The organism is Vibrio marisflavi CECT 7928 (assembly GCF_921294215.1).
Lineage (GTDB): Bacteria > Pseudomonadota > Gammaproteobacteria > Enterobacterales > Vibrionaceae > Vibrio > Vibrio marisflavi.
Window position 1 is genome coordinate 1 of record NZ_CAKLDM010000005.1, and the last position, 21,715, is coordinate 21,715.

General features: G+C 41.2%; 24 protein-coding genes and 1 pseudogene. 16 read left to right on the plus strand and 9 right to left on the minus strand.

The window, feature by feature from the left end; genetic code table 11:
• Positions 1-667: 667 nt before the first annotated feature.
• Complete coding sequence (locus tag L7A31_RS21760; RefSeq protein ID WP_237364055.1) at positions 668-898, minus strand: hypothetical protein; 231 nt, start codon at positions 896-898, stop codon at positions 668-670.
• A gap of 497 nt (positions 899-1,395) precedes the next feature.
• Between L7A31_RS21760 and L7A31_RS21765 the strand changes: the two genes are divergently transcribed.
• From L7A31_RS21765 to L7A31_RS21800, 9 genes and pseudogenes are all read left to right on the plus strand, one after another.
• A complete protein-coding gene (locus tag L7A31_RS21765; RefSeq protein ID WP_237364066.1) occupies positions 1,396-2,550 on the plus strand; it encodes a replication initiation protein in 1,155 nt (384 codons plus the stop codon).
• Between the two features lie 289 nt (positions 2,551-2,839).
• Entirely contained in the window at positions 2,840-3,097 is a 258-nt protein-coding gene (locus tag L7A31_RS21770; protein WP_237364068.1) for a hypothetical protein, read from the plus strand.
• Between the two features lie 19 nt (positions 3,098-3,116).
• On the plus strand, positions 3,117-3,290 hold the full coding sequence (locus L7A31_RS22270) for a hypothetical protein (RefSeq protein WP_354003831.1): 174 nt from the start codon (positions 3,117-3,119) through the stop codon (positions 3,288-3,290).
• A pseudogene (locus L7A31_RS21775) lies at positions 3,208-4,533 on the plus strand (TraI domain-containing protein). The gene L7A31_RS22270 and the pseudogene L7A31_RS21775 overlap by 83 nt, the downstream one beginning before the upstream one ends.
• Before the next feature lie 400 nt (positions 4,534-4,933).
• The gene (gene traD, locus L7A31_RS21780) at positions 4,934-6,370 is read left to right on the plus strand and encodes a conjugative transfer system coupling protein TraD (RefSeq protein ID WP_237364070.1); all 1,437 of its coding nucleotides are present in this window, start codon (positions 4,934-4,936) and stop codon (positions 6,368-6,370) included.
• Positions 6,370-6,879, plus strand: coding sequence for a hypothetical protein (locus L7A31_RS21785; RefSeq protein WP_237364072.1), 510 nt, complete (start codon positions 6,370-6,372; stop codon positions 6,877-6,879). The genes traD and L7A31_RS21785 overlap by 1 nt, the downstream gene beginning before the upstream one ends.
• Positions 6,876-7,064, plus strand: coding sequence for a hypothetical protein (locus tag L7A31_RS21790; RefSeq protein ID WP_237364074.1), 189 nt, complete (start codon positions 6,876-6,878; stop codon positions 7,062-7,064). The genes L7A31_RS21785 and L7A31_RS21790 overlap by 4 nt, the downstream gene beginning before the upstream one ends.
• A gap of 919 nt (positions 7,065-7,983) precedes the next feature.
• Positions 7,984-8,361: a hypothetical protein gene (locus L7A31_RS21795; RefSeq protein ID WP_237364076.1), complete on the plus strand. Its 378-nt coding sequence runs from the start codon at positions 7,984-7,986 to the stop codon at positions 8,359-8,361.
• Positions 8,361-8,801 (plus strand): helix-turn-helix domain-containing protein, encoded by a 441-nt coding sequence (locus L7A31_RS21800; protein WP_237364078.1) that lies wholly within the window; start codon positions 8,361-8,363, stop codon positions 8,799-8,801. Before L7A31_RS21795 ends, L7A31_RS21800 begins: the two co-directional genes overlap by 1 nt.
• Positions 8,802-8,861: 60 nt before the next feature.
• Here L7A31_RS21800 and L7A31_RS21805 read toward each other — a convergent pair whose 3' ends face one another.
• Positions 8,862-9,443 (minus strand): helix-turn-helix domain-containing protein, encoded by a 582-nt coding sequence (locus L7A31_RS21805; protein ID WP_237364080.1) that lies wholly within the window; start codon positions 9,441-9,443, stop codon positions 8,862-8,864.
• 336 nt (positions 9,444-9,779) lie between these two features.
• Between L7A31_RS21805 and L7A31_RS21810 the strand changes: the two genes are divergently transcribed.
• The 4 genes from L7A31_RS21810 to L7A31_RS21825 all read left to right on the plus strand — a co-directional run bounded on the left by L7A31_RS21810 (position 9,780) and on the right by L7A31_RS21825 (position 12,751).
• The gene (locus L7A31_RS21810; protein WP_237364082.1) at positions 9,780-10,484 is read left to right on the plus strand and encodes an SDR family NAD(P)-dependent oxidoreductase; all 705 of its coding nucleotides are present in this window, start codon (positions 9,780-9,782) and stop codon (positions 10,482-10,484) included.
• Positions 10,485-10,512: 28 nt separating this feature from the next.
• A complete protein-coding gene (locus L7A31_RS21815; RefSeq protein ID WP_237364083.1) occupies positions 10,513-11,151 on the plus strand; it encodes a hypothetical protein in 639 nt (212 codons plus the stop codon).
• Positions 11,148-11,537 (plus strand): acyl-CoA thioesterase, encoded by a 390-nt coding sequence (locus L7A31_RS21820; protein WP_237364085.1) that lies wholly within the window; start codon positions 11,148-11,150, stop codon positions 11,535-11,537. Before L7A31_RS21815 ends, L7A31_RS21820 begins: the two co-directional genes overlap by 4 nt.
• Before the next feature lie 992 nt (positions 11,538-12,529).
• Positions 12,530-12,751 carry a hypothetical protein gene (locus L7A31_RS21825; protein ID WP_237364087.1) on the plus strand — a complete coding sequence of 74 codons (222 nt, stop codon included), beginning with the start codon at positions 12,530-12,532 and terminating at the stop codon, positions 12,749-12,751.
• Positions 12,752-12,915: 164 nt separating this feature from the next.
• Here the strand turns inward: L7A31_RS21825 and L7A31_RS21830 are convergent, their stop codons facing one another.
• From L7A31_RS21830 to L7A31_RS21855, 5 genes are all read right to left on the minus strand, one after another.
• Positions 12,916-13,533: a DJ-1/PfpI family protein gene (locus tag L7A31_RS21830; protein ID WP_237364089.1), complete on the minus strand. Its 618-nt coding sequence runs from the start codon at positions 13,531-13,533 to the stop codon at positions 12,916-12,918.
• A 119-nt stretch (positions 13,534-13,652) separates the two neighbouring features.
• Positions 13,653-14,189, minus strand: a complete 537-nt coding sequence (locus tag L7A31_RS21840; RefSeq protein ID WP_237364091.1) for a GNAT family N-acetyltransferase — start codon at positions 14,187-14,189, stop codon at positions 13,653-13,655.
• A 312-nt stretch (positions 14,190-14,501) separates the two neighbouring features.
• Positions 14,502-14,936: a GNAT family N-acetyltransferase gene (locus L7A31_RS21845; RefSeq protein ID WP_237364093.1), complete on the minus strand. Its 435-nt coding sequence runs from the start codon at positions 14,934-14,936 to the stop codon at positions 14,502-14,504.
• Between the two features lie 346 nt (positions 14,937-15,282).
• The gene (locus L7A31_RS21850; RefSeq protein WP_237364095.1) at positions 15,283-15,792 is read right to left on the minus strand and encodes a GNAT family N-acetyltransferase; all 510 of its coding nucleotides are present in this window, start codon (positions 15,790-15,792) and stop codon (positions 15,283-15,285) included.
• Between the two features lie 123 nt (positions 15,793-15,915).
• A complete protein-coding gene (locus L7A31_RS21855) occupies positions 15,916-16,374 on the minus strand; it encodes a GNAT family N-acetyltransferase (protein ID WP_237364096.1) in 459 nt (152 codons plus the stop codon).
• Positions 16,375-16,760: 386 nt separating this feature from the next.
• On the opposite strand from L7A31_RS21855, the gene L7A31_RS21860 reads away from it, so the two are divergent.
• Positions 16,761-17,657, plus strand: a complete 897-nt coding sequence (locus tag L7A31_RS21860; protein WP_237364098.1) for a LysR substrate-binding domain-containing protein — start codon at positions 16,761-16,763, stop codon at positions 17,655-17,657.
• A 268-nt stretch (positions 17,658-17,925) separates the two neighbouring features.
• Here the strand turns inward: L7A31_RS21860 and L7A31_RS21865 are convergent, their stop codons facing one another.
• Positions 17,926-18,888 carry a helix-turn-helix domain-containing protein gene (locus L7A31_RS21865; protein WP_237364100.1) on the minus strand — a complete coding sequence of 321 codons (963 nt, stop codon included), beginning with the start codon at positions 18,886-18,888 and terminating at the stop codon, positions 17,926-17,928.
• Between the two features lie 117 nt (positions 18,889-19,005).
• Here L7A31_RS21865 and L7A31_RS21870 point away from each other — a divergent pair, with 117 nt between their 5' ends.
• Together L7A31_RS21870 and L7A31_RS21875 are read left to right on the plus strand one after the other, a co-directional pair.
• The gene (locus L7A31_RS21870; RefSeq protein ID WP_237364103.1) at positions 19,006-19,416 is read left to right on the plus strand and encodes a rhodanese-like domain-containing protein; all 411 of its coding nucleotides are present in this window, start codon (positions 19,006-19,008) and stop codon (positions 19,414-19,416) included.
• Complete coding sequence (locus L7A31_RS21875) at positions 19,406-19,867, plus strand: GNAT family N-acetyltransferase (RefSeq protein WP_237364104.1); 462 nt, start codon at positions 19,406-19,408, stop codon at positions 19,865-19,867. The genes L7A31_RS21870 and L7A31_RS21875 overlap by 11 nt, the downstream gene beginning before the upstream one ends.
• A gap of 539 nt (positions 19,868-20,406) precedes the next feature.
• On the opposite strand, the gene lldD is transcribed toward L7A31_RS21875, so the two are convergent.
• Positions 20,407-21,555: an FMN-dependent L-lactate dehydrogenase LldD gene (lldD, locus tag L7A31_RS21880; RefSeq protein WP_237364114.1), complete on the minus strand. Its 1,149-nt coding sequence runs from the start codon at positions 21,553-21,555 to the stop codon at positions 20,407-20,409.
• Positions 21,556-21,715: the final 160 nt, after the last annotated feature.

Consider the following 21,715-nt stretch of genomic DNA (forward strand, 5'->3'; position numbering starts at 1 on the left):
TGATGTTTGTTTCTCGATGATTTCCTTTCTGCTTAACTGTTCTTTTTGCATATTCAATGCAATCTGCTTAAGCCGCTCTACCTCATTCACAATGCATTCTCCATCATTATCATGTGGTAATGATAATAGCTAAATGAAACGAAAACAAGATTATGAATCAATAATGATTTCATTTATCTTGAAATGAGATCTACATAGCACTCTCCCCCAAGCCTAAGTTGGTCTCTTTGCTTATACCGTGCGAACAAAAAACGAGTTTCTCTAAAATTGAAAGAAATCTCTTTATTGTTTCTGTGTATAAGTGAATAACTTAAGAGCGCAGCGATTCAGTTATTCACTTATGCACAGAGCTAACTATAAGTAACTATAAACTCAACTATAAATTATCTATTAGATCACTATGATCCCTATAAAACCTATGCAATGACATTTTTACTACCTAAATAGCTGATAATAAAAAATAAAATAAATGATCATATAACCTATAGTTGGCGTAAATTGACTTTGTATTGGCGTTTTATTACTTCATTTTGGTGTCACTAGACTTTTTGTTGTCATGAATTGATTTTTTACTGGTGTCGATGGATTTTTATTTGGCTTTTATAAACTTATCTCTGGCGTAAAGATTTTTATTTAGCGTGACTGACTTGAGATTGGTGTTGTGATTTTATTTTAGCGTATTGTTTTTAAGTTGGCGTACTTTGACTTGTTGTTGGTGCAAACAACCAAGATTTGGCGTTAATAACTTTTCTTTTTCTTGTTCACTTTTTTTTGGTGTATGAGCGAGAAGTTGGTGTGGCAAACTTATTACTGGCATTGGGATTTTTAAGTGGCGTCGGTGACTTTTCCTTTGCAGGATGACTTTTTGCTGGGTAATTGGCTCAAAATTGGTGTACATGACTGCTGACTGGCGTGAGTCACTTTATCTTGGCGTTGAGAACATTTCATTGGCGTATTGACTCAGATTTGGCGTAAGTAACTTTACATTGGTGTAGTGACTGATCTTTGGTGTATCAGAACGTTTTGTTGGCGTATTGACTCAAATTTGGCGTAAGCAACTTTATGTTGGTGTAGTGACTGAACTTTGGTGTATCAGAACGTTTTGTTGGCGTGTTGACTTAGATTTGGCGTAAGTAACTTTATTTTGGTGTGTTGATTTGCTTTTGGCGTTGGCGACTTTTTACTGGTGCTTTCATGCTTTGGCTAATTTCCGAAGCCTAAAAGGGTGAAGTTCGTCAAGAATTCATAAATATAGTATATAAAACGTCCTTTTTCACTTTTTATACCTATTATAGTGACTAACCTTTGGCGTATAGTAACCAAGTTTTGGCGTTTTCCGTGTCTTTATCTTAGAATTTGGACGATGCCATGGAGTGTTAATCAGGATAAAGCCAAATGTCAGTCAACGAAAAAACGAACAATGTTACTCTCACCTCTACCGATCATTCCCATATTATCAGAGAAAATTCTTCAGGTACTGAAACCCATGTAAAGTCACATGATATGGTTTTTGCGAGTTTGGCTCTTACTCCTAAAATGTGCGATGTTCTGTCTCTACTCTTTACAAAGATGCGAGCCGAAGACTGGTTTGTTGGATACAATGTAGAGAAAGGCAAACCTGCGCAACCTCGATATGAATTTACCGCGAAAGAAATGGGCGAATTTTTTTGCATAGATGATACTCGACACCTTTCCTCTATTTTAAAAGTTCCCGCGAGGCGACTGAACGAAACGGTGGTAGGTTTCGAAAAATCAAATGGTGACTTTGATTTTGCACCTCTGTTTTCTCGAATTAAGTATGAGAAAAAAATCTTAACGATAGTTCCCAATGCTGAGCTACGCGATTCCTATATTGCTAAAGCCAAGAGTAATGGCTATGCCCTAATTAATAACATGCAATACTTGGCGCTGTCAGATACGCACTCTAAGAAAACTTTAGACTTACTGTCTCGCTTTAAGTCAGGCAGCAGCTTGTACCCTATTTCAATTAAGAAGCTTCAATATCTTTATGGTGTCTATGGGGTCGATGGCAAGCTATTGAAGCCCACATATAAATCCCCCGCGACTTTCATGCGTCGTGTCATTGCGCCATCGTTAGTTGCAATCTCAGAAAGTGAGGCCTCTAAGGGGAGGATTAAAATATTAACGAGTGACAGTGGCACACTTGGCTATGAAATTATTGACGGTCAGAATGGAGAAAAGAACGTCCGCTTTCTCTACAAGTGGTTTGATTGCTTTACTGAGGAAGAAATAGAGCAAGCGAACAAGGATGTAGAGTCCCTACTATTGAAGAACTTACAGCTTCAGAAAGAAGGGCGATCTATGGAGCTAGAAGACTTGTATGAGTTAAAAACAGCGTGCGATATTGTTGCGACCGATTCTTCCGAATCTGAAGAGCTTGTCGCCCCTATCCTTGAGAAAGTAATTGAGTCGATTAAATCTAAAGAAATGGAGATGGAAGAGATCAGCCTCAGGGCTAAACAGAAAAAGGAAGACTCCTCCAAAAATCGTATACAAACATTACTACAAAAAGGGATGGTAAACTTTTAAAGTTCGCACTGGTTGAAATTAACGTAAACTATTGATTGAATTGACTTAAAGTAAAATTTCCCAAAAAAACAATGGGGGTTGTTCTCCCCCCATTTCATTGCTCAAAACAGGGTCTCGCTCCTTCCTCAAGGTGCGAATTTCAGCTTCGAATGCCTACTTCTATTCACCTCTCATTTCGCTAACAGCTCGTCTTCCTATAAGTAAAACTGAAAATTTAGGAAATCAGAAAGTGGGTTGTACCATGGATATGTACGTATAAAATCCCAAATAGACAAGGAAGAGAGGTTCTATGTTGAGCGGTCTATTGTCCAAGTTCTTCCAGAATAAGAATGACGTCAAGGAATGCTATGGATTAGATACCTTAGAGGATTATGTTATTGGCCACCTACCTAGCCCCAAAGGCATTCCGACTGTCCAGCCCAGTGTTCTCATTCAGCGGTTGCAACAAGAAATAAAGCCGATCCGAACGGAATTGGGACTGAGCTACGAGGATTTTGACCGCTATATCCGACCTGTGATGTATCTATTTATTTATTCAATACGTTGATTTGCTGCCAGCATCGGAAGTGAAACACCATAAATCTGGCGGAGGGCTAGTCTCTCATTCATTTGATGTAGCCAGACGGGCAATGAGAAGAGCGCAGCACACAGTACCCTATTGGACTTGGGACGGTAGCGGACACACAGCAAACAAAAATACAGTGGAAAGTTGGGACGGTTTTAGCAGCCCTCTTTCATGACGCTGGCAAAGTATTAACTGACGTTATGGTAACTAACGGCGAAGAGGCTGAGCAAGTCATAGAATGGGACCCACATAGTGAGGACACCATTTATCAATGAGCGTCTAAACATCAATTGGAACGCTACTTCGTCCGTTGGCGCAAGCATCGGCATAAAAAACATGAAAATGCTTCTTTGATGGTCATGCAGCGTCTAATCCCACAAGAAACATGGTCATGGTTGGGAAATTGTTTTGATGGCCATGATATTCATTCAGCCATGCTTTCTGCTGTCGCGAAAGCAGGTTTGGATCATCCTATGTCCAAAATTGTTGCAGAATCGGACAGTGACTCTGCGATAAAAGACCTGTTCAAGCGAAGAAGTCATATGACTAAAGCGCTTAAGCAAATCCCTATTTCTGAAGTGCTTTGTGATTTGATGAAACATAACTTGCTGACCAATAAATGGTTGGTCAATGCGAGAAGCGCCCAAGTATGGTATGTCGATAAACAGCTTTATTTGGTCTGGTCAGCAGTGGTTCCATTATTAATGGAGGAAGTGTTGGCGACCGGATACACAATACCGAGTTCATCGCAACTGCTTGCAAAGCTCATGATTGAAGAAGGAATGGCGCTCAAAAATGGTGACGAACTGCTCTTTGATGTTTACCCAGAGATTTTTGGCGATGGCAAGAAAGCGGTAAAACTTTCTTGTTTAAAAGTTCGTAATGTCGATGACTTGATATTGGACCCAAGTAAACTCTACTCAATTAAAGAACACCCGAAAAAACCGAAGTGTGTCGAGTTTGCAGAGGCTACGTGTGTTGCGGATGAAGAGCCAGAAGACATAGAGCAAGAGGCAGTACAACAGCAAAAAATGTATGAGAGTTCGCTGGAAACGGTGAATAGGGTTTTATCTATGATGAAGTGCCAGGTTGTTGAACACGAACCATCGGAAATAAACCCTGCCCGCGAAGACGCCCCTGAACGTTTGGAAGCAACTGCTGCGATATCTTCTGTACCCACTCAAGATAATACCCTAGAAAGCCTTCCAACGAGTTGGGCTCAGCCGATGAACTGCCACCTCGCCAAGTTTATCCATCGAGAGTTTAAGTTTTCCATCGAAAATGGGCGTGTGGTTGTACCCAGAGAACGTATATTTGACGTAGAAAAAGCGCTAACAGGGGCTGGAATTGAAGGAATAACGCCATTTAATGCTCACACAGAGTTGGTGGCATCGAAGGAGGTACGTCTCCATGAGTGATAGCCCCAATTAGTACAACTTTCCTTATCGTACCAATTACGAAGGGCGAATTTTCTTAGCGTAGATGTTGGCGGCGTTGGCCTGATTTTTATCGCCGTATTTCTTGAGTTGCCGACTCGAGTCTATTGGATGTTTGCACTCGGGTGTGTGGTGATTGGGTTTGTCTTCGGTAGGCGTGGCGTCGATATCTATATTAAGAAGTCCAAATTAAAAGGGTATCCCTTGGAGTTTGTCGATCCAAATAGTGATAAAGCCATGAAGCTATTCGGGATCACCGACAAGAAGGTCATTAGCAATGTCAAAGCCAACTGAAAATAGTTTGTTTCTGGGATGGGGAAACGAATGGTCGCATGCTGAAACTCAGCTTATCTATGACATCACGAAACGAAACATGAATTGATTGGCAAGCAGCGCGTCAGTAAAGGAAAGGGATATATACAGGGCGTCTTATCTCAAGAGATTGATATTCGATATCTATTGTCTTGGGCAGAGGCACACGCTCATTGCAGGTGCTACCGGTTCAGGGAAAACCCGCTTCTTTGATTTGGTGCTTAAGCAGCTTATTTTGCGGGGAGAGTGTTGCATCTTTCTCGATCCTAAAGGCGATATAGACATACGTAAAATCGCGAAAGAAACGTGTGAAATGATGGGCGAACCTGAGCGCTATATTATGTGGCACCCAGCCTACCCAAGAGACTCGATACGCCTCAACCCTCTTAGCAACTTTTCTAGGACTTCTGAAATTGCCGCAAGAGTCACCGCACTTATCCCTGAAGATGGGGACTCATTTTATAGAGACATTGCCAATACTGTTATCCAATATTTGGTGGACGCGATGATGATGGTTGGTGAACATCTCACGTTAACCAAGATACGGTATTACGATGAGCATTTTGGGTTACTTATTGAGAAAGCCTGTATTGCTTGGTTTGAGTCAGACAAACTGAATTGGAAAGATGCTTTGCTAGGCCGGGTACTGACCACAAAAGATGAAGAGGCGAGAGCGCTGCTTTGTATTGAGTACTACCGGAATAAGGTCGCGGCAAAACATGGCAACCCAACGATTGAGTCAATGGCGTCGATGTATATGGAGAAGCGACGAACGCTTGAGCAATCGACAGCGAACTTACTGGCTAACTTATCGAAAGTGACCAACGGGGAGCTAGCGGATATGTTATCCCCATCAAACTCGAACTCAGATGATGAGAGACCGAGCTACGATATGGATTTAGTGATAAGAACCAACAAGGTGTTGGTTGTTGGAACGGATTCTTTATCAGATAAGCTGGTATCCAGTGCGATTGGAAAAATGATACTCGCCGATGCAGCTGCGGTAGCGTCAAGTCTCTACAACTATGGGGATGAAGAAGACAAGGTCATTAATTTATTTGTCGATGAAGCCAGTGAAATGTTGTGTGAGCCTCTTATCCAAATGATCAATAAAGCAAGAGGGGCGCGTTTCCGTTTATGGATAGCTACCCAAACTATCTCAGACTTTACCGCCGAGCTGGGCAGTGAAGCCAAAGCAGACCAAATTATCGCTTCGACCAATAACTTTATTTCCTTTCGCTGTGCAGACATGCCAACGCAAGAGCGGGTCGTTGCACAAGTTCCTCAAACTAAGGTGAAATATGTCATGCGAACACAGGGCTTCAATGCGTCCAATGACAACTTAGATGGAATTGGCGCCAATATTGGTGAGCGCTTAATGGAAGAAGAAGCGGATATGTTCCCCAAAGAACGAATGGGTCAATTACCTGATTTAGAGTATGTGGCGTCGTTCGCCTGTGGGAAGCTTGTAAAAGGAAGAATACCAATACTTGGGGAGCCTAAGTAATGTCAGAAGAGACAGGGAAAAGCCGTCCATTTTTAGTTGCGGCGGTCATTATTTTTACTCCGTTGGTGTTCATATTGAGTGTCGTATCTAAAGGCACGATAGAAGGGAGCATAAAAACAGAGCTTGGCTACATGATAGAAACTTACGGATACCAACCGACCGAGGCTATTTATAATAAAGCGGTAGATTCATCCGAATTGCTCATGGAAGGATCTGGCTTATTGGGAGGGTTAAGAAAATTATTGTTGCCTGAAGAGTATTTTCAGTACGGTGGAGTAGGGGACACCACATTTTTTACTACCAGCTTTTGGAGTCAAGTGGATGAGGCTATCGATAACTTATCATTGAATGTGGAGTACTTTTTATTAAGGCTGTATGGACTGTCTGTTTGGCTGATATTGAGTGCGGTGATATTGGTAGCTGCCGTTTTCTCTGGTTACATGGTTCGAGAAATCAAGAAACAGGGGGGGTTGAATACTCGTCACCTCTTCGTCATGGACTTGCTATGAAGTTTCTTTATTACGTCCCTATCATTGCGTATTTGCTTTTCATGATGCACTTACCACTGCCACCCATCGTATTTCCGGTTTTAATGGCAGTGTTCAGTTTGAGTATTGCAGTATTCAAACTGAACACAATTAAGCGTGTATCAATCGTATTTTTTGAAGTTAAAAATATTTTGATAGTAAACTAAGCTCATACTTATCAATGATGTACTTAGAAATATCCGGTTTTGGTAACAAATAAGATAGCTTAAGAAGGTCCAATTGGTGACAGCTAGTTTTATGAAGAAGGGCATTAAAATTTGTCGCAAACTTAAAAAGTTCGTAATTGATTAAATTTAGCAGCTTCATGTTGTGCAATAAATCTTTAGAAAACACCTTGTTTTGAGGAAAGGTCGACAACGCGAGCCCTGTAACGCAGTTCCACCTTAAGTTGGCCATTGATAATCCTAAGTCGATATTATGCTCTCTTCTCGCGCCTGATATATTTTTTTGGGCTCGAGTTTCTTCGCGTATTGCGCTCCAAGGAAAGCAGGTATAACTCCGCCTCTCCATGACTTTCCTCCCAAAGTTCATAAGGTGACAGTCTTGAATATAGTTGTTCTCGACATACACCTTCCCCCAAGAAGTTTCAGAGGTCCAAAATAACTTGTTTTTGGTCAACTGACTCTCGTGATAGAAGGAACTGTACGTACCTCCGAACTCAGCTACCGAAAAGTTGTGAATAGATGAAAAAAATGCGTCAACTTCAGGTATAGCGCATAAATCGTACGACAGCATAGAAACCAAGCTCCAGTGTACTGAAATAAGTTATTGTTATCTTTTAATTAGCTCCTTTTACCGCGATATTATGCAATAAATTTTAAGTGACTTGTAGCCTAAGATTGTTGACCTACATATTAATATGCAATCCCACAAATGGAGCCTATGTTACGAGCATTTAAAGCCTGAATATAAGCATTACGAACCTTAGCAAAATCGGCGTCAACCCCCGACTTGTGAGGGTGTGAGCAATCAAAAATGGGAAGAAGACGAAACGTATATAAGGTTTGAAGTCACTATACATTCAGCTTAGAATTGATACTTTTGATTAGTAGCAGTTGAATGCGCATGAATTTTAGACAATTTTCACATGAGATATTGATTAAGCCGGAAGATTTAGGCCTTGCTGAATACAGTTCCACGACCTACGTCATGGAGTTGGTTTCAGAGTTTCTAAAACAACATAACCAATCCTTAAATGACATATGTGGTTTTGAAGTTAAACTTAAAAAACTATCAATAGACTTTAGAGTGATGCCAGATGCACCAATTGCATTGGATATAACGATCACTGACCTATCGAAAGAAGCTAACACCATCAAATTTCAAGCAGAAGGGAGAGCAGAAGGCACCATCTATGCTGTAACAAATGCGGAATTAGCCTTCTATCAACAAGGACAAATAGCGACATTGTCAGACGAAATTACATCGTTGTTTGGGTGCTGATGAACGATTTTAAGTCGAATGAAACGCTATTAAAGCGCCTGCGTATCGAAAGGTTTTCAAGTACCACTCGCTTCGCTTCCGTTGCGGGCGCGAACCGGCGCACTGTCTCAGCGCATGAAAATGGCACTAGAAAAATCGATGCAAAATACGCGAAGTTGTACGCGGAGGCGCTGGAATTAGACGACTGGAGACAGCTCATTACAGGTGAAACCAAAAACTTGGAGGTATTTATTAGTACCCATCCTACTGAGGTGGACTTAATCATGGTGATCGCGGGCGCGATTGCAGCAGTATCTCCTAGCTTTAGCGACGATAAAAGAAGAAGTTTGCTAAGACAGCTGGCGAGTCAAAGTGACACCATTTCTAGGCTAAAAAACGGTGATCTGTCTGCAGGGGAGCTCAGAAGGGAAGTTATTAGCTTAGCTAGAAAAAAGGGTTAACAATAATTTTATAGACGTTGGCGAGAAAACCCAGTGTTCAACTCGTTGGCGCTGAATAGTTCACAAGACCCTTCTGATATTAACTACGATATACCTTTGTTTTATAACGTTATTATCTAATTCTGTTGTTTCATCCTTTGACGTGTAGATCACCCCATCTCGGCAATAACCAAAGTACTCGAGCCCATCGTGATCTATGTATATAGAAAACCCTTCATCGGCATCAATGGATGCCGATTGTTTTTTACCGATGATTACATCACCTAAGAAAACAAATGGTACCCAATCATCATTTGGGGCATATCTAATAATATGTTCGTTGTAACCATGAGTATTGACATACTCTTCTGACTCTAAAATGACGCGCGCCAAAGTATCAAAATCGTCTTGGCTGTCATCGATGATCACTTCCGGTTCGGCCCCAAGGCCAACTCTCAACCATTCAAAAGAAAGGTTAAGCTCAGCACTTAGTTGACGGTATAGCAAGTTACAAGCTTTGTATGGGAGTTCGAGGTCTGTTCGGCATTCCCAGTTTCTAAGTGTAGAGCTTGGCATATTCAGTTTACTAGAAAAATCAGCTCGACTTGCGCCGTACAGACCACGTAGGATACGTACTCTCTGCCCTGATGTTAATTCACCCATATTACAACTTGTTCTTCATACTTAATTTTTCCTAACTGGCACGATACTCGTCTTTGCCGGTCGGCGATTATACAAGCTGACGCAGTACGTTTCTTCAATTCTAGCAAAGAAATTTACCTAGATTGAAAATTTATTAAAAATCAAGTAAATACAATGTCAACTTTACTTGATTTAGCAAATATTTACCGAGCTTTTATCATTTTTTATACCTGAATGGCCTGCAATGAAAATGTATCGTTAACTATTATTTAGCTCTACAAAAAGCCTATTCATGTGATATGAATTGCTGTAGAGTGTACCGCCCATATAAAACAAATTACCTACAAAAAAGTTAATATGAAGAATGTTCTTATCTCTGGGGCAAATCGTGGGATTGGGCTCGCGACAGCACACACATTTAAATCAGCAGGATTCAATGTTATTGCCACTGCTAGAAAAGACAGTGATATAGAGAATCTTGAGAAGAGCGGGTTTACTTCTTTTAAGTTAGATGTCTCTAATACCACTGATATCGATGCTCTGTATACCGAATTAAAAAACAACGAGATATTGCCAGACATACTCATCAACAATGCAGGAATCGCGCATCTGTCACTTCTCTCAAGAATGAGCGAGAATCAACTTCAAAGTACATTAGATGTGAATTTAAAGGGAGCGATGCTCTTAACAAAGAAATTCATTAGAAACATGTCAAAAAATAAGTTCGGTAGGGTGATTAACGTTTCCAGTATCTTAAGCTCATTACCGCAAAAAGGGTTCGCCGCTTATGCCGCTTCCAAAGCGGGCTTGGAAGCCTTTAGTCGAGTCACTGCGTTAGAGTATGCAGATAAGGGAGTCACCGTCAACTGTGTCGCAGCTGGATTTGTGAATACCGATATGATTCAGAACCTAAGTAATGCGAGTGAACTAAAAGCGCAAATACCGATCAAGAGTATTGCTGAAGCGAATGATATTGCCGAAAGCATTTTCTTCTTAGCCTCTCAACACAATATTACTGGTGAAGTTCTTCAGTCCAATGGCGGGCTAATGATGAAACCATAGCATCCTCTTTAGGAAGATATAAAGTACCATGCTAAGTTTTGATTTGTCATTAATACCTGAAGTTGATGAATTTTTTTCTACCGTCCACGATTATACGATTAAAGAATTCGGTGGGACTTATACATGCTTCTACCATGAAAGTCAGAAAACGAAGAACAAATTATTCTGGATCTCGGAAACCTCATGGGGAAAGGTGTACGTAGAAAAAAACTATATAAAAGACTGCCATTTATTCAACTTCGGTCGAAATATGATGCGGAAGACAAATTATATTTGTTTTCCATGGAAGCAAATAAAAGAAGAAACGAAGATCCAGAAAGAGATCTCTGGAGCTAGAAGAGAACATAACATAGACCATGGACTTAACTTCGCGAATTTACGCTTCAACTGCATTACTGGGTTAAACTTCAGCTCTTTTACTCAAAACCGAGTATTTACGAAAGAGCTGTTCCATGATTTTGAAAAGATTAGCGCTGTTCGAAATGAAGCTTTCAGATACATTTCTAAGTATAACCTACTGATGCATAAGAACAATACGACAATTGTGGACGTATTAAGCTACAGTAAGAACTTAGTGCCCCCATCTGCAAGTTTTCTTATAGAAAACAATGCCCATCTATTTACTACTAATGCTCAGTTACACTATCCACTGAAGATACCATTATGAAAATAAACGAATTTGTAAAAACTTTTGATGTTCGATTTACGGATCTCAACGCTGGAAATCATCTATCAAATCACATGTTTCTGGCCTATATCACTGATCACTTATCATGTTACCTGTCGACTAAAGGTTGGAATCTGGGGAACGTGCATGGCTATAGTACGCTATTGACTGAAGCAAACATTAAGTTTAAAAGAGAAGTATTTGAGTTCGACCAAGTGTCTATTCGATTGGACGATACAGTAATCAAAAGCCGAAAGCTGACATTACACTTTGTCGCAACAGTAGAAGATAAAGTAGTGGCGAATTCTACACATACCTACAACTTCATGAAAGATAATAAAATCTCCATAATAAATGAGGACGTCTCTAATGTATTTGCCATTTAGAGGAATAGCTTTCTAATTGTGTAGAGATCTTGTTCAGCAAGGATGTAGGCCAGTGTCTATTCTATGCATGTCTTTGCCACGACCATTGAGATGCCCTTGCTGAACACTACTGAACTTCTCCGCTGCCCCTCCGGCCTTTCAGCTACTCGCCTAATAGTGAAATTGTCTCTAAAATCAGAGTATTCTAGCATCGCCCTTTTTAGCATATTCTGAATATGTGAAACTCTATCGATTGCAAATTGCCTGATTCCGTGATGTATTTTACTAGCTCCACAAAATCCAACCACTGGCTTTGACTTTTCTTAACGCCGACATACTCAATATTTGTCCTATTCTATACCGATAGTAGTAATGGAGCATATTGGTATACCGGTTCACGGCCATTTAGGGGGGCAGCTAAGTAAAATAATGATAAGTATCGTAGCGCACAAAAAAACACCCTAACTGGTACGTTTTGGTACGATTATGGGTTGATTTGGTACTGACGTTTAGATAAAGTCTGGCTACTTAACAAGTAGGGACCTAAGAAGAGTGGGTGCGCTATAGGGTTTTGATTAGTTAGATCTTATAGCGCAGTACTCTTATGGTAAGAATGCTGCTCTTAACATAGCCAACTATTTTCTACCCGCCTCTTCAATCGGGTGTTTATGTTTCCCCACTGTATATAGTGGGGATTTTTTTAGTATTTGTCGTATCGTGTGGTTTATTACTACAACGTTAATTTAAATACGATGTCGGAATTTAAATTCGATCAATAAAAATATAATAGAAACTTCGAAAGTACCAAATACAAATAGTATTAATAGCTGATAGCATATGTTGGATACAGTATTCCTGTTGTACTTCTAGCATGAAAACGGTGTCGTTTTATCTCGAACTGCATGTAGAAATAGGTCATTAATGGTAAGCCTGTAAACAGGCTAAAAATCGATAACAAAAACCGCCTTTTCAAGATACATTGTATTTCCAGATCATCAGAGCGTAACAAACAGGTGCTCAAGCTTGACCGTCACTTACGAAATGTCTCTAGGCAAGTGATTAATGCCAGTCGCCAAGCCATGAATATTGCGAAAACTGAAGGCAAAGATGCGGTGGTGAAAGAGTCCATCAAAGAACTTGGTGTCGATAGCGAAACGTCCAAAGATATTTTGGATGTGAAGGCGACTCAAGGCACCGACATCGAAAAAGAAGCGTTAGAAGAAAGCGCAGCATGAATTGGTTGAATTTGGCCTCTCTTTGAGAGGCTGAATAAGGGTGGGGTAGGTATGTGAAAGTTTCACCGCGGAGCGGCTTCGTTCAACTCAGTTTTGGACAAAAACGATTTAGTTACACAGTACTAAATCGTTTCGTTCAGATTAGAAAAAGTATTTTGAATGCCTTAACCTCTTGTACTTGCTAGCTCAGCAGATTGAATCGTTGTAGAAATAATCTCTTCAAATAGGTCTAACTGCCCAGCTGGCATTAACTCACTTTGTATGCTTTGCCGTTTGTGTGAGTCAAACAATCTTTCTACTACCCAGCCAATTAGATACATGAGTGAGAGACACCCTCCAGCAGTAGCTATATTACCTTCTATCACGAGTGGGAGATCTTGTACATCGCCTCCCATACCTTCCAAAATAGACTTAGCAAAAGGGTTTGTAGTTAAGGGTTTACCTTTGAGTAATCCGAGCTTATGAAGTATGAATGAGCCCGCACAAATTGAGCCAATTAGCTGTTTATTCGGATCAAGATTCAATGCGGACATAAACTCATGATCATTTATCGCTGCAGGGATGCCACGTTTGCCACTGGTGATCAGAACTACATCTTGATTAGCAACTTCTGATACATGCCCGTCCGTTTTAACTGTCATACCAAGATGGGAATGATGTTCAGATTTAGTTCCAAGCACACTAACAGTCCAACTATCAGATGTTCGACCAAGTAAATCATACATAAGAAAGAAATCTACATCTGTAAAATCATCAAACAAAACAATGCCGACTTTATACATATTATTTTTATCCTTTACCGTAGCACTCGTGGGTCGCATAACGCCCTATTAAGGTGGTGGGGGGGGGAACAACGCAAAGTAAAAATGCCACGCGTGCCAAATCACTCTTGAACAGTTTGTTATTTGTCTGACCACTCTGTAGACAGGACTGACATGAGTACTTTGTCGACAAATTCGCCATTACGAAAACCTGATTGTCGCATCACACCTTCATGTTGATAACCTGCATTTTCATAAGCCTTAATTGCACCGTAATTAAGGGAGCTTGCTGTAAGCTGAACTCTGTGTAAGCCAAGAGTCCGTATAGCGTAATCAGTAACGACTTTCGTTACTGATGTGCCAACACCCTTCCCCCAATAACTTTTTTCTCCAATAAGAATGAAGTATTCACCGCTACGATTTAGAGTACTAATCCCAGATATACCAGCATATCCAAGTAGCTTATCATTCTCATTACTACATATGCCAAAAGAAACATTTTTAGCGTTTGAGTTTATAGATAAAAGCCATTTTTCGATATCTGATTTTGATTGAGGATACGCGTATGAAGAAAGACTATAAAGTGTAACTTCACGGTCTAGAGACCACCGGTAAAATGCTTCCTTATCTTCCACGTCCAGTGAGCGAAGATAGTAACCATCTAGTTTCAATTTCATGATTTTCCTTATAAATCCCGATTGTCACATATCGCTTTCTATGTAGCGATAAGGCGTTTTTACGAGGTAATAGTGTGGCCTTTCTTTCAAGCTTTCAACAAAAATCATTAGCTAAGTAAGCAAATTAAAGAGTTAGTCTGCGCTGTGAGATATAATTTCTGAGTGGGTAAGTTTTATTTGGATAAAAGTATGCCTTCGAAAAGATAAAGCGCATTAATACTAAAACACTTCGGGGCAAAGGCGAGTTTCAAACCGTTTGTGCCAGTTAAAAGAAATACCTTAAAGCCTCAATCGCAGGTGACACACCGGGCACTAAACGTTGCTATTGTTCGAGCTGTTGAATGAGTACATCCGAACTTCATCTCTAGGAAACCAACCTAGCCTTTCATAAAACTGCTGGGCACTTACATTATCGTTATACACAAATAAATGAGTTTTTGGGATTCCAATTTTAGCTAGAGACTGTATTGCTTGGTTGACTAACTCGCGACCTAGTTTTTTGCCTCGAAAATGCGTTGATACAGACAAGTGTTGTAAATAGCCTCGACGCCCATCACTACCAACCAGTACAGCACCAACGATTCCGTGATTGGTTTCAGCAACGAAACTTAGCTTAGGGTTACGCTTTAAATAGCTTGCAATACTTTCTCTAGAATCAGCATCCCGAATTCGCATTCCCTCAGTTTGCCTCCAAAGAGTGATCACTTCGTCATAGTCTGCGATTTCCATTTCACGAATATTCACCATTTCATTCACCTTGTGTAGAACTGTTGCTAATCAGCTACAAACTGATGTTATCCAGCCATAGTGCAGCTTTATTGATTTCTTATCAATTATAATTCAATAAGTTAATTAATAAGTCGAGTAGTGTGGCGAAATTTTTTGAGAGAATGACGGCTAGATTAATTCGCGTAACTTTGGGTAGAGTAAACTCACAACCATAAGGTATGAATTAGCTTCATTGCTAAATCATAATATGGGAATTTCGTGCTATACACCCCGTAAGCACACTTTTGGACATTTCCGTGTCAGTGAATCTGCTAATTTAGGAATTTATTACCCAGAATAAGGCAAACCGTGCCATAGTCGCTTGTTATAAAGCGGGCTCTGCGTTAAACACCTTTTCTAACCACACCGAGCTGATGTACTGTCCGTGTTTCTTCGCATACTCATTGAAAATACCGACTTCTCTGAAACCAAACCGTTTATGTAATGCAACTGAGGTGTCGTTTGGTAATGCAACACCCGACAATACGCGATGGACACCATAAGCTTGAATGGATGAGAACAACTGAGAATATAGTTTAGAGCCTAAACCTTTCCCCTTAGCTTCTTGTGTTAGATAAACGGTCACTTCTACAGTGTCGTTAAAAGCTGAAATTGCTCTGTATTGTTGGGAACATGCAAAACCTAGTAACACGCCGTTTTCTGTAGCCACATATAGTTGATATTTGGTAGAGCTAGAGAACTGAGAAAACCATTTCTGACGATTTTCCAGAGTAAATGGAAATGCCTCAAAGCGTGCATTGGTGTGTTCAATGTAAAAATTAAAGATGTCAGTGATATCAGCAACATCTTCTAATTTACCTGTTCGAATTTCCATGAAATGGCCTTTTTACTCGAGCGTTAGCTTTAAATTGTTTGGGTGTCGTTTAGAGTTAGTTACGCAACTTGCGAAACTCAAGTGGCGTAATGGTAACTATATGAAAGATGAAACACTTATGGGTTAACCCAGCTCTCTTGTCATAAAGCAACTATGGGCATCTTCTTTATAATCTGCAAAAGGAGCACAATAACTAAACCCAAACTTTTCGTATAGATTTCTAGCGGGTTTGAAAAACTCCTGCGTCCCCGTCTCTAAACTTACTCTCCGGTATCCATTGTGGCTCGCAATACTCATAACATGCGTAAGTAAATGACTAGCGACACCAGACTTCCTAGCGGTATTCAAAGTTCTCATAGATTTTAGTTCTATATGTTCCGATGTAACTTGCTTAATAGCTAAACAACCTTGTAACTCATCACCAACCCAACAACTAAAAAATGTAATTTCAGGAGACTTAAGGCTATCCACATCAAGCGCATGAACACTTTCAGGGGGTGAATTAATGTACATATCAGATAGGTGCTCTTCGAGCAGTTTGATGACTTTACCACTGGATAGATCATCAACAATAATTTCCATATTTAGCATATCCCCACTTATAAAATGTATTGGTTAGCACAAGTCCGTAGTCAACGATTAGACGTAACGATACTATCTGAACCTTCACTAAACTACCCATAATTTCATATTATAAAAACCTAGAATAATGCCGAGTAGTCCTCTCTTCAGGACATAGCCCAACATCTTTTCTGAGATGACTATTCATAGCTATAACCTTATTACCTTATTTACCAAGTAATACATTAAATACCCATAATTTAAGTAACTTAAAAATAGAAATTGTACTATGAGGAATAGTCAACTGCATCGTCTTATTCTTGATTACTGATTAGATGCAGTTATTATCAAGGGAAACAACTTCCGTTACGAACAACGATTAATTATAGGAACTATAACTACAACTTATGGATAATCGACTGCGTTATCTTTCGGCACTTCGTTTTTTCGAATCTGCTTCTCGACATAAAAGCTATAGTAAAGCTGCTGAAGAATTGTGTGTCACACAAGCAGCCATAAGCCAAAAGCTACGGCAGCTTGAAGACCGCTTAGGATGTAAATTATTCATCCGTCGCGGACGTGAAATGCATCTGACAGATAAGGGACAAATACTCCAAAGTCATGTTAATGACGGTTTTAAAAACATCATCACTGGACTAAATCGAATTCAAAATGAACCACTCGAAGGAGTACTGAACGTCAGTGCTCCCCGTTCATTCTCCACGCGTTGGTTAATGCCTAGATTGTGGAAGTTCACGATGGAGTTCCCATATGTTCCGATTCGCGTACAAACGGTTAAGGAAATCGATATTCGACACACTGAAACTGATGTCTTGATTTGGCAGGGAGATGAAAATGCAGAGGACCTAGGTTTAGAACAAGAGACATTATTTGAAGAAAACATTTATCCTTATTGTTCTCCACAACTAGCAGAATCTATGACGTTCGATAGTCCAGAACAACTCCTCAATTGTTGGTTGATTGACTTTCACTCCGCATCTTTCAGTTGGGAACAATGGTTTGTTCATGCAAACGTAAGTGCGAAAAGAGAAGGTATTCAATGGATGGAAGTGAGTACGTTTGATATGGCAATCAACGCTGTAGTTGCTGGACATGGGGCCTGTCTAGCAACTGAAAGTATTTCAGCAGACTTTGTTGAACGAGGTTTATTGGTCAAGCCATTCAATATAGGGCTAAGCCCCGGAATTCGCTACTCTGTAATTAGTGATCCTTCTTCTTCACGAGCCCTAAGAGTTAAGGCGTTTAAATCTTGGTTGCTAAAAGAATTAAGCTTCCCATCGTGAGATTAACCACCGAGTTAGTAGCTACTTCGTAACATTACTTAAATTTGGTCAAACTATTGTCAAATAAAACGAGAGCAGAGAGCGTCATAAAAAGGAATGGGGCAAATCCGAGTCAGCAGAGACACGCTGACTCTGTTTAGGTTCTAACGCAGCTATACGAACACTCTAAAATGACGTGAAAGTGAGCTAGGGTAAGTGGCTTTTGCTGAGCATTTTAAGTCACCGATCTAACAAACTTTAGTTCTGCGTTTTATTGAGCAATCAAAAATCAAAATCTGCTAAGACTGGAGTTGGCGGCAAATTGCTGGCGATATTGATTAGGTGAAATGCTCAGCAGCTTACGAAAGTGGTGGCGCATGGTGGTTGAATTATCAAACCCACTGAGTTCAGCGACTTTTTCAATACTGTAGCCTTCGTTTTCTAACAGGACTTTGGCCTTTTCCAGTCTTTGCTGAGTGAGCCACGCCTTGGGGCTGAGATTAAAGCTGGAGCGAAACTTGCGATCAAAGGTACGTCTAGACATATTGGCGCGGGCAGCCAAGCTGTTGATGTCGATATCTTCGTTTAGGTGACTCAGAGCCCAGTCTATCGACTGGGCAAATTGGTTAGGCACCGCCAGTACTGGTGTTTCTACAAACTGTGATTGTCCACCGTGGCGATGAGCCGACATAACTAAACGCCGGGCCACTTGGTTGGCAACCGTATACCCATAATCTTGGCGAATGATTTCTAAGCCCAAATCAATGGCAGAGGCACTTCCAGCAGAACAACCGATCTGGCCGTCATACACGTAGAGCACGTCATCCAGATAGTTAAGGTTAGGAAAGCGTTGTTGAAACTGCTGAGCATAGCGCCAGTGGGTGGTGGCATTCCGCCCTTCTAAAATCCCCAATTCTGCAAGTAAAAATGAACCCGAGCAAAAAGATACGATCCGTTTGCCATGCTGATAGCACCGCAACACTTGTTCAGCCAACAAGGGGGGCAGGTTAGACTGACTGGCAGGCCAGCTGGGCACAACTAACATATCGTAGTCGTCTAGTTGTTTTACGGCTTTCGCTTGTAACTGCAAGCCAGCGGTGGTCTCAAGCGGAGCGTGTTCAAAACTCACCACCTCACATTGGTACCATGATTCAAACTCTGGACGGGGCAAGCCGAATAGTTCTACTGCACATGCTATTTCAAACATGGCTACATGCGGGAAACTCAAGATTGCGACACGCTTTGCCTTCATCATTATCCTTGTAAATAATTTGGCTCAATATTAACGAAGTATGTCTTTTAGGCCAATGGTTAATCTCGTCTATCAGCTGCAAAATGGCTCTCGAATTCACAACTTAAGGAAAGAGTTATGTCATCAGTTGTATCAAGAATTGCCGTAGCCCCGAGCCAAGAAGCACTGGCCCACTTTGAAGCCTTGCAGCGTTTTGAAACCGACTGCTGGGATGTACACCATGCCATCACCAACAATCGAAAGGACTTTGTTCTACTTGATGTGCGCGGTAAAGATGCGTTTGAACGAGGGCATATAGAAGGCGCTATTAACTTGATGCATACCCGCATCAACGAGCAAAGTTTGGCGGACTATCCCAGCGACACCCTGTTCGTGGTTTACTGTGCAGGGCCTCACTGTAATGCAACAGAAAAAGCGGCGATTCGCTTAGCTAAATTAGCGCGTCCCGTTAAGAAGATGATTGGCGGAGTGACCGGCTGGATCGATGAGGGCTTTAGCTTAGTTGAAGATACTAGCGATGCTGTTTAATAACGCTGTAATTCGCCGGGTGCAGCCCGGCGATGAACCGGAGCTTTTACAGTTAATGGAGGCGCTGGCGGAATTTGAGGGCTATAGCGAAGCTTTTTGTGTGAGCGAACCAGCCTTGACTCAGGTGCTGTTTGAGACCGAACAAGTCGAGGCTTTAGTGGCCGAACAAGACCAACGGTTAGTTGGTATGTTGGTTTATTATCGGCTGCCTTTTAGCTATGACTTAAAGCCTTGGTGGTATATCAAAGAGCTGTACGTTGCACCTGCTTATCGTTCTCAGCAGTTAGGAAGGGAGATGATGCAAAGCTTGATTACTCATTGCCGGCAGCAAGGTGGAAGTAAAATCCGCTGGGATGTGCTCAGCAACAACCATTATGCGCAAGACTTTTATCGAGCTCTAGGTGCTAAGGCCGAATTGCATTGGCAGTTGTTTAGCTTGAGCTTGAACTAAACAATCTTCCTGAGAAAAAGTAGTATAGAAATGTGGGCACTGCAAATAGTTCTGTGTGGAACTGCCAGTACTTAAATATAGTCCTTTAAGCGGTCATCGAGCTCGATAATAAATCGACTCATGGCCACTCGCAAATGGGAGAAAACGAGCCTTGCAGACAAACCAAAATACTCACTCACTACTACCACATTACTTCAAGTATCGAAAATCAGCGTGAACAGCATTTGAACGAGTATTTGTCCTAAATGACTTTGGGGCAAAACCTCGTTAGATATTGATCAATTTTTAAATGTTGGGTGCTAGAGGTTTAGGTGGGGCGAACATGTACAAACGGTACAACAACTCCTACGTACTGTTGGTGGCAGCAATCCTGAATTCTTTAACCCAATATTTCAAATTGATACCCACTTATCTTTCCCCTAGTTCAGCTTCCACTTGAGCACATGTAAGTACCTTGTATACAAGAGGCGATAACATCGAACTATTATCATAAACAGGAGCATGATTCGTATTGTCGCCTACTTTTTAGGTGAGAGAGCTTACCCCTGATAATTAGTCCTAACTAACGAGTCCGTTGAAAGTTCAGCCACACTCTTTGCGCCTGTGAGTGTCATTGCAACTCTCATTTCTTGGTTGTATATATCCAATAAGTTCTCGACGCCCTCTTTGCCATCAGCAGCAAGTGCATAGAGAAAAAAACGCCCAATCAACGTGCAGTCAGCCCCTGATGCTAGCATTCTAACGACATCCAACCCATTGCGAATGCCAGAATCAACCAAAATTTTTACTTTGCCTTTTACTGCATCAGCGATTTCGGGCAACGCGTGCACCGTCGAAGGCACGCCATCGAGCTGACGGCCTCCATGATTGGAGACAACGATACCATCTGCCCCAAAGCGTGCCGCATCTTTGGCATCTTGTGAATCTAAGATCCCTTTAATAATAATATTACCTTGCCAAAACTCTCGGACCCACTCTAAATCTTTCCAGCTAATTGAAGGTTCAAAGTTGTCACCTATCCACCCCATATAATCAGTGAGAGTGGTGGGCCTGCCAAGGTAAGTAGAGATATTACCAAGCTCATGTGGACGCCCTAATAAGCCGACCTCAATTGCCCATCTCGGATGCGTAATGGCTTGCCACATACGACGAATTGTTGCCTGTGGTCCACTCATCCCAGAATGTCGGTCTCGATAGCGGGCTCCGGCAACTGGCATGTCCACGGTAAAGACTAAGTTCTTCACATTCGCTTGCTGAGCGCGTTCTAAAACATTGCGCATAAAGCCCCGATCTTTAAGCGCATACAGCTGAAACCATATGGGACGAGATATTGTGGGTGCTACTTCTTCAATATTACACACCGATAGCGATGACATAGTAAATGGAATGCCTTTATTATCCGCCGCTTGGGCTGCTTGTACTTCGCCGCGCCGAGCATACATCCCAGTCAATCCAACAGGCGCGAGAGCCATTGGCATCGATAGCTGCTCGCCAAATAACTGAGTTTTAAGGTCCAGCTCCGACATATTGTTCAGTACGCGCTGGCGAAGACCAATCGCCTTTAAATCTTCGATATTTCTTCTCAAAGTATGCTCGTCATACGATCCGCCATCCGCGTAATGGAATAAAAAAGGGGGCAGTTTGGATTTTGCAGTAACTCTATAGTCTGTAGGAGATGAGATAATCATTGCGGTACCATATTGATTTAAAGAAATAGTATATGGCCATTAAATAGGTCATATCTTGCAATATAAAAATAACAAGATAGCAAAAGTTACGGCACAGAATATACCAGTAAGTGATCCCGAAAATGAATAAACCTCGCAGGTTGTACGTAATCCAATAATA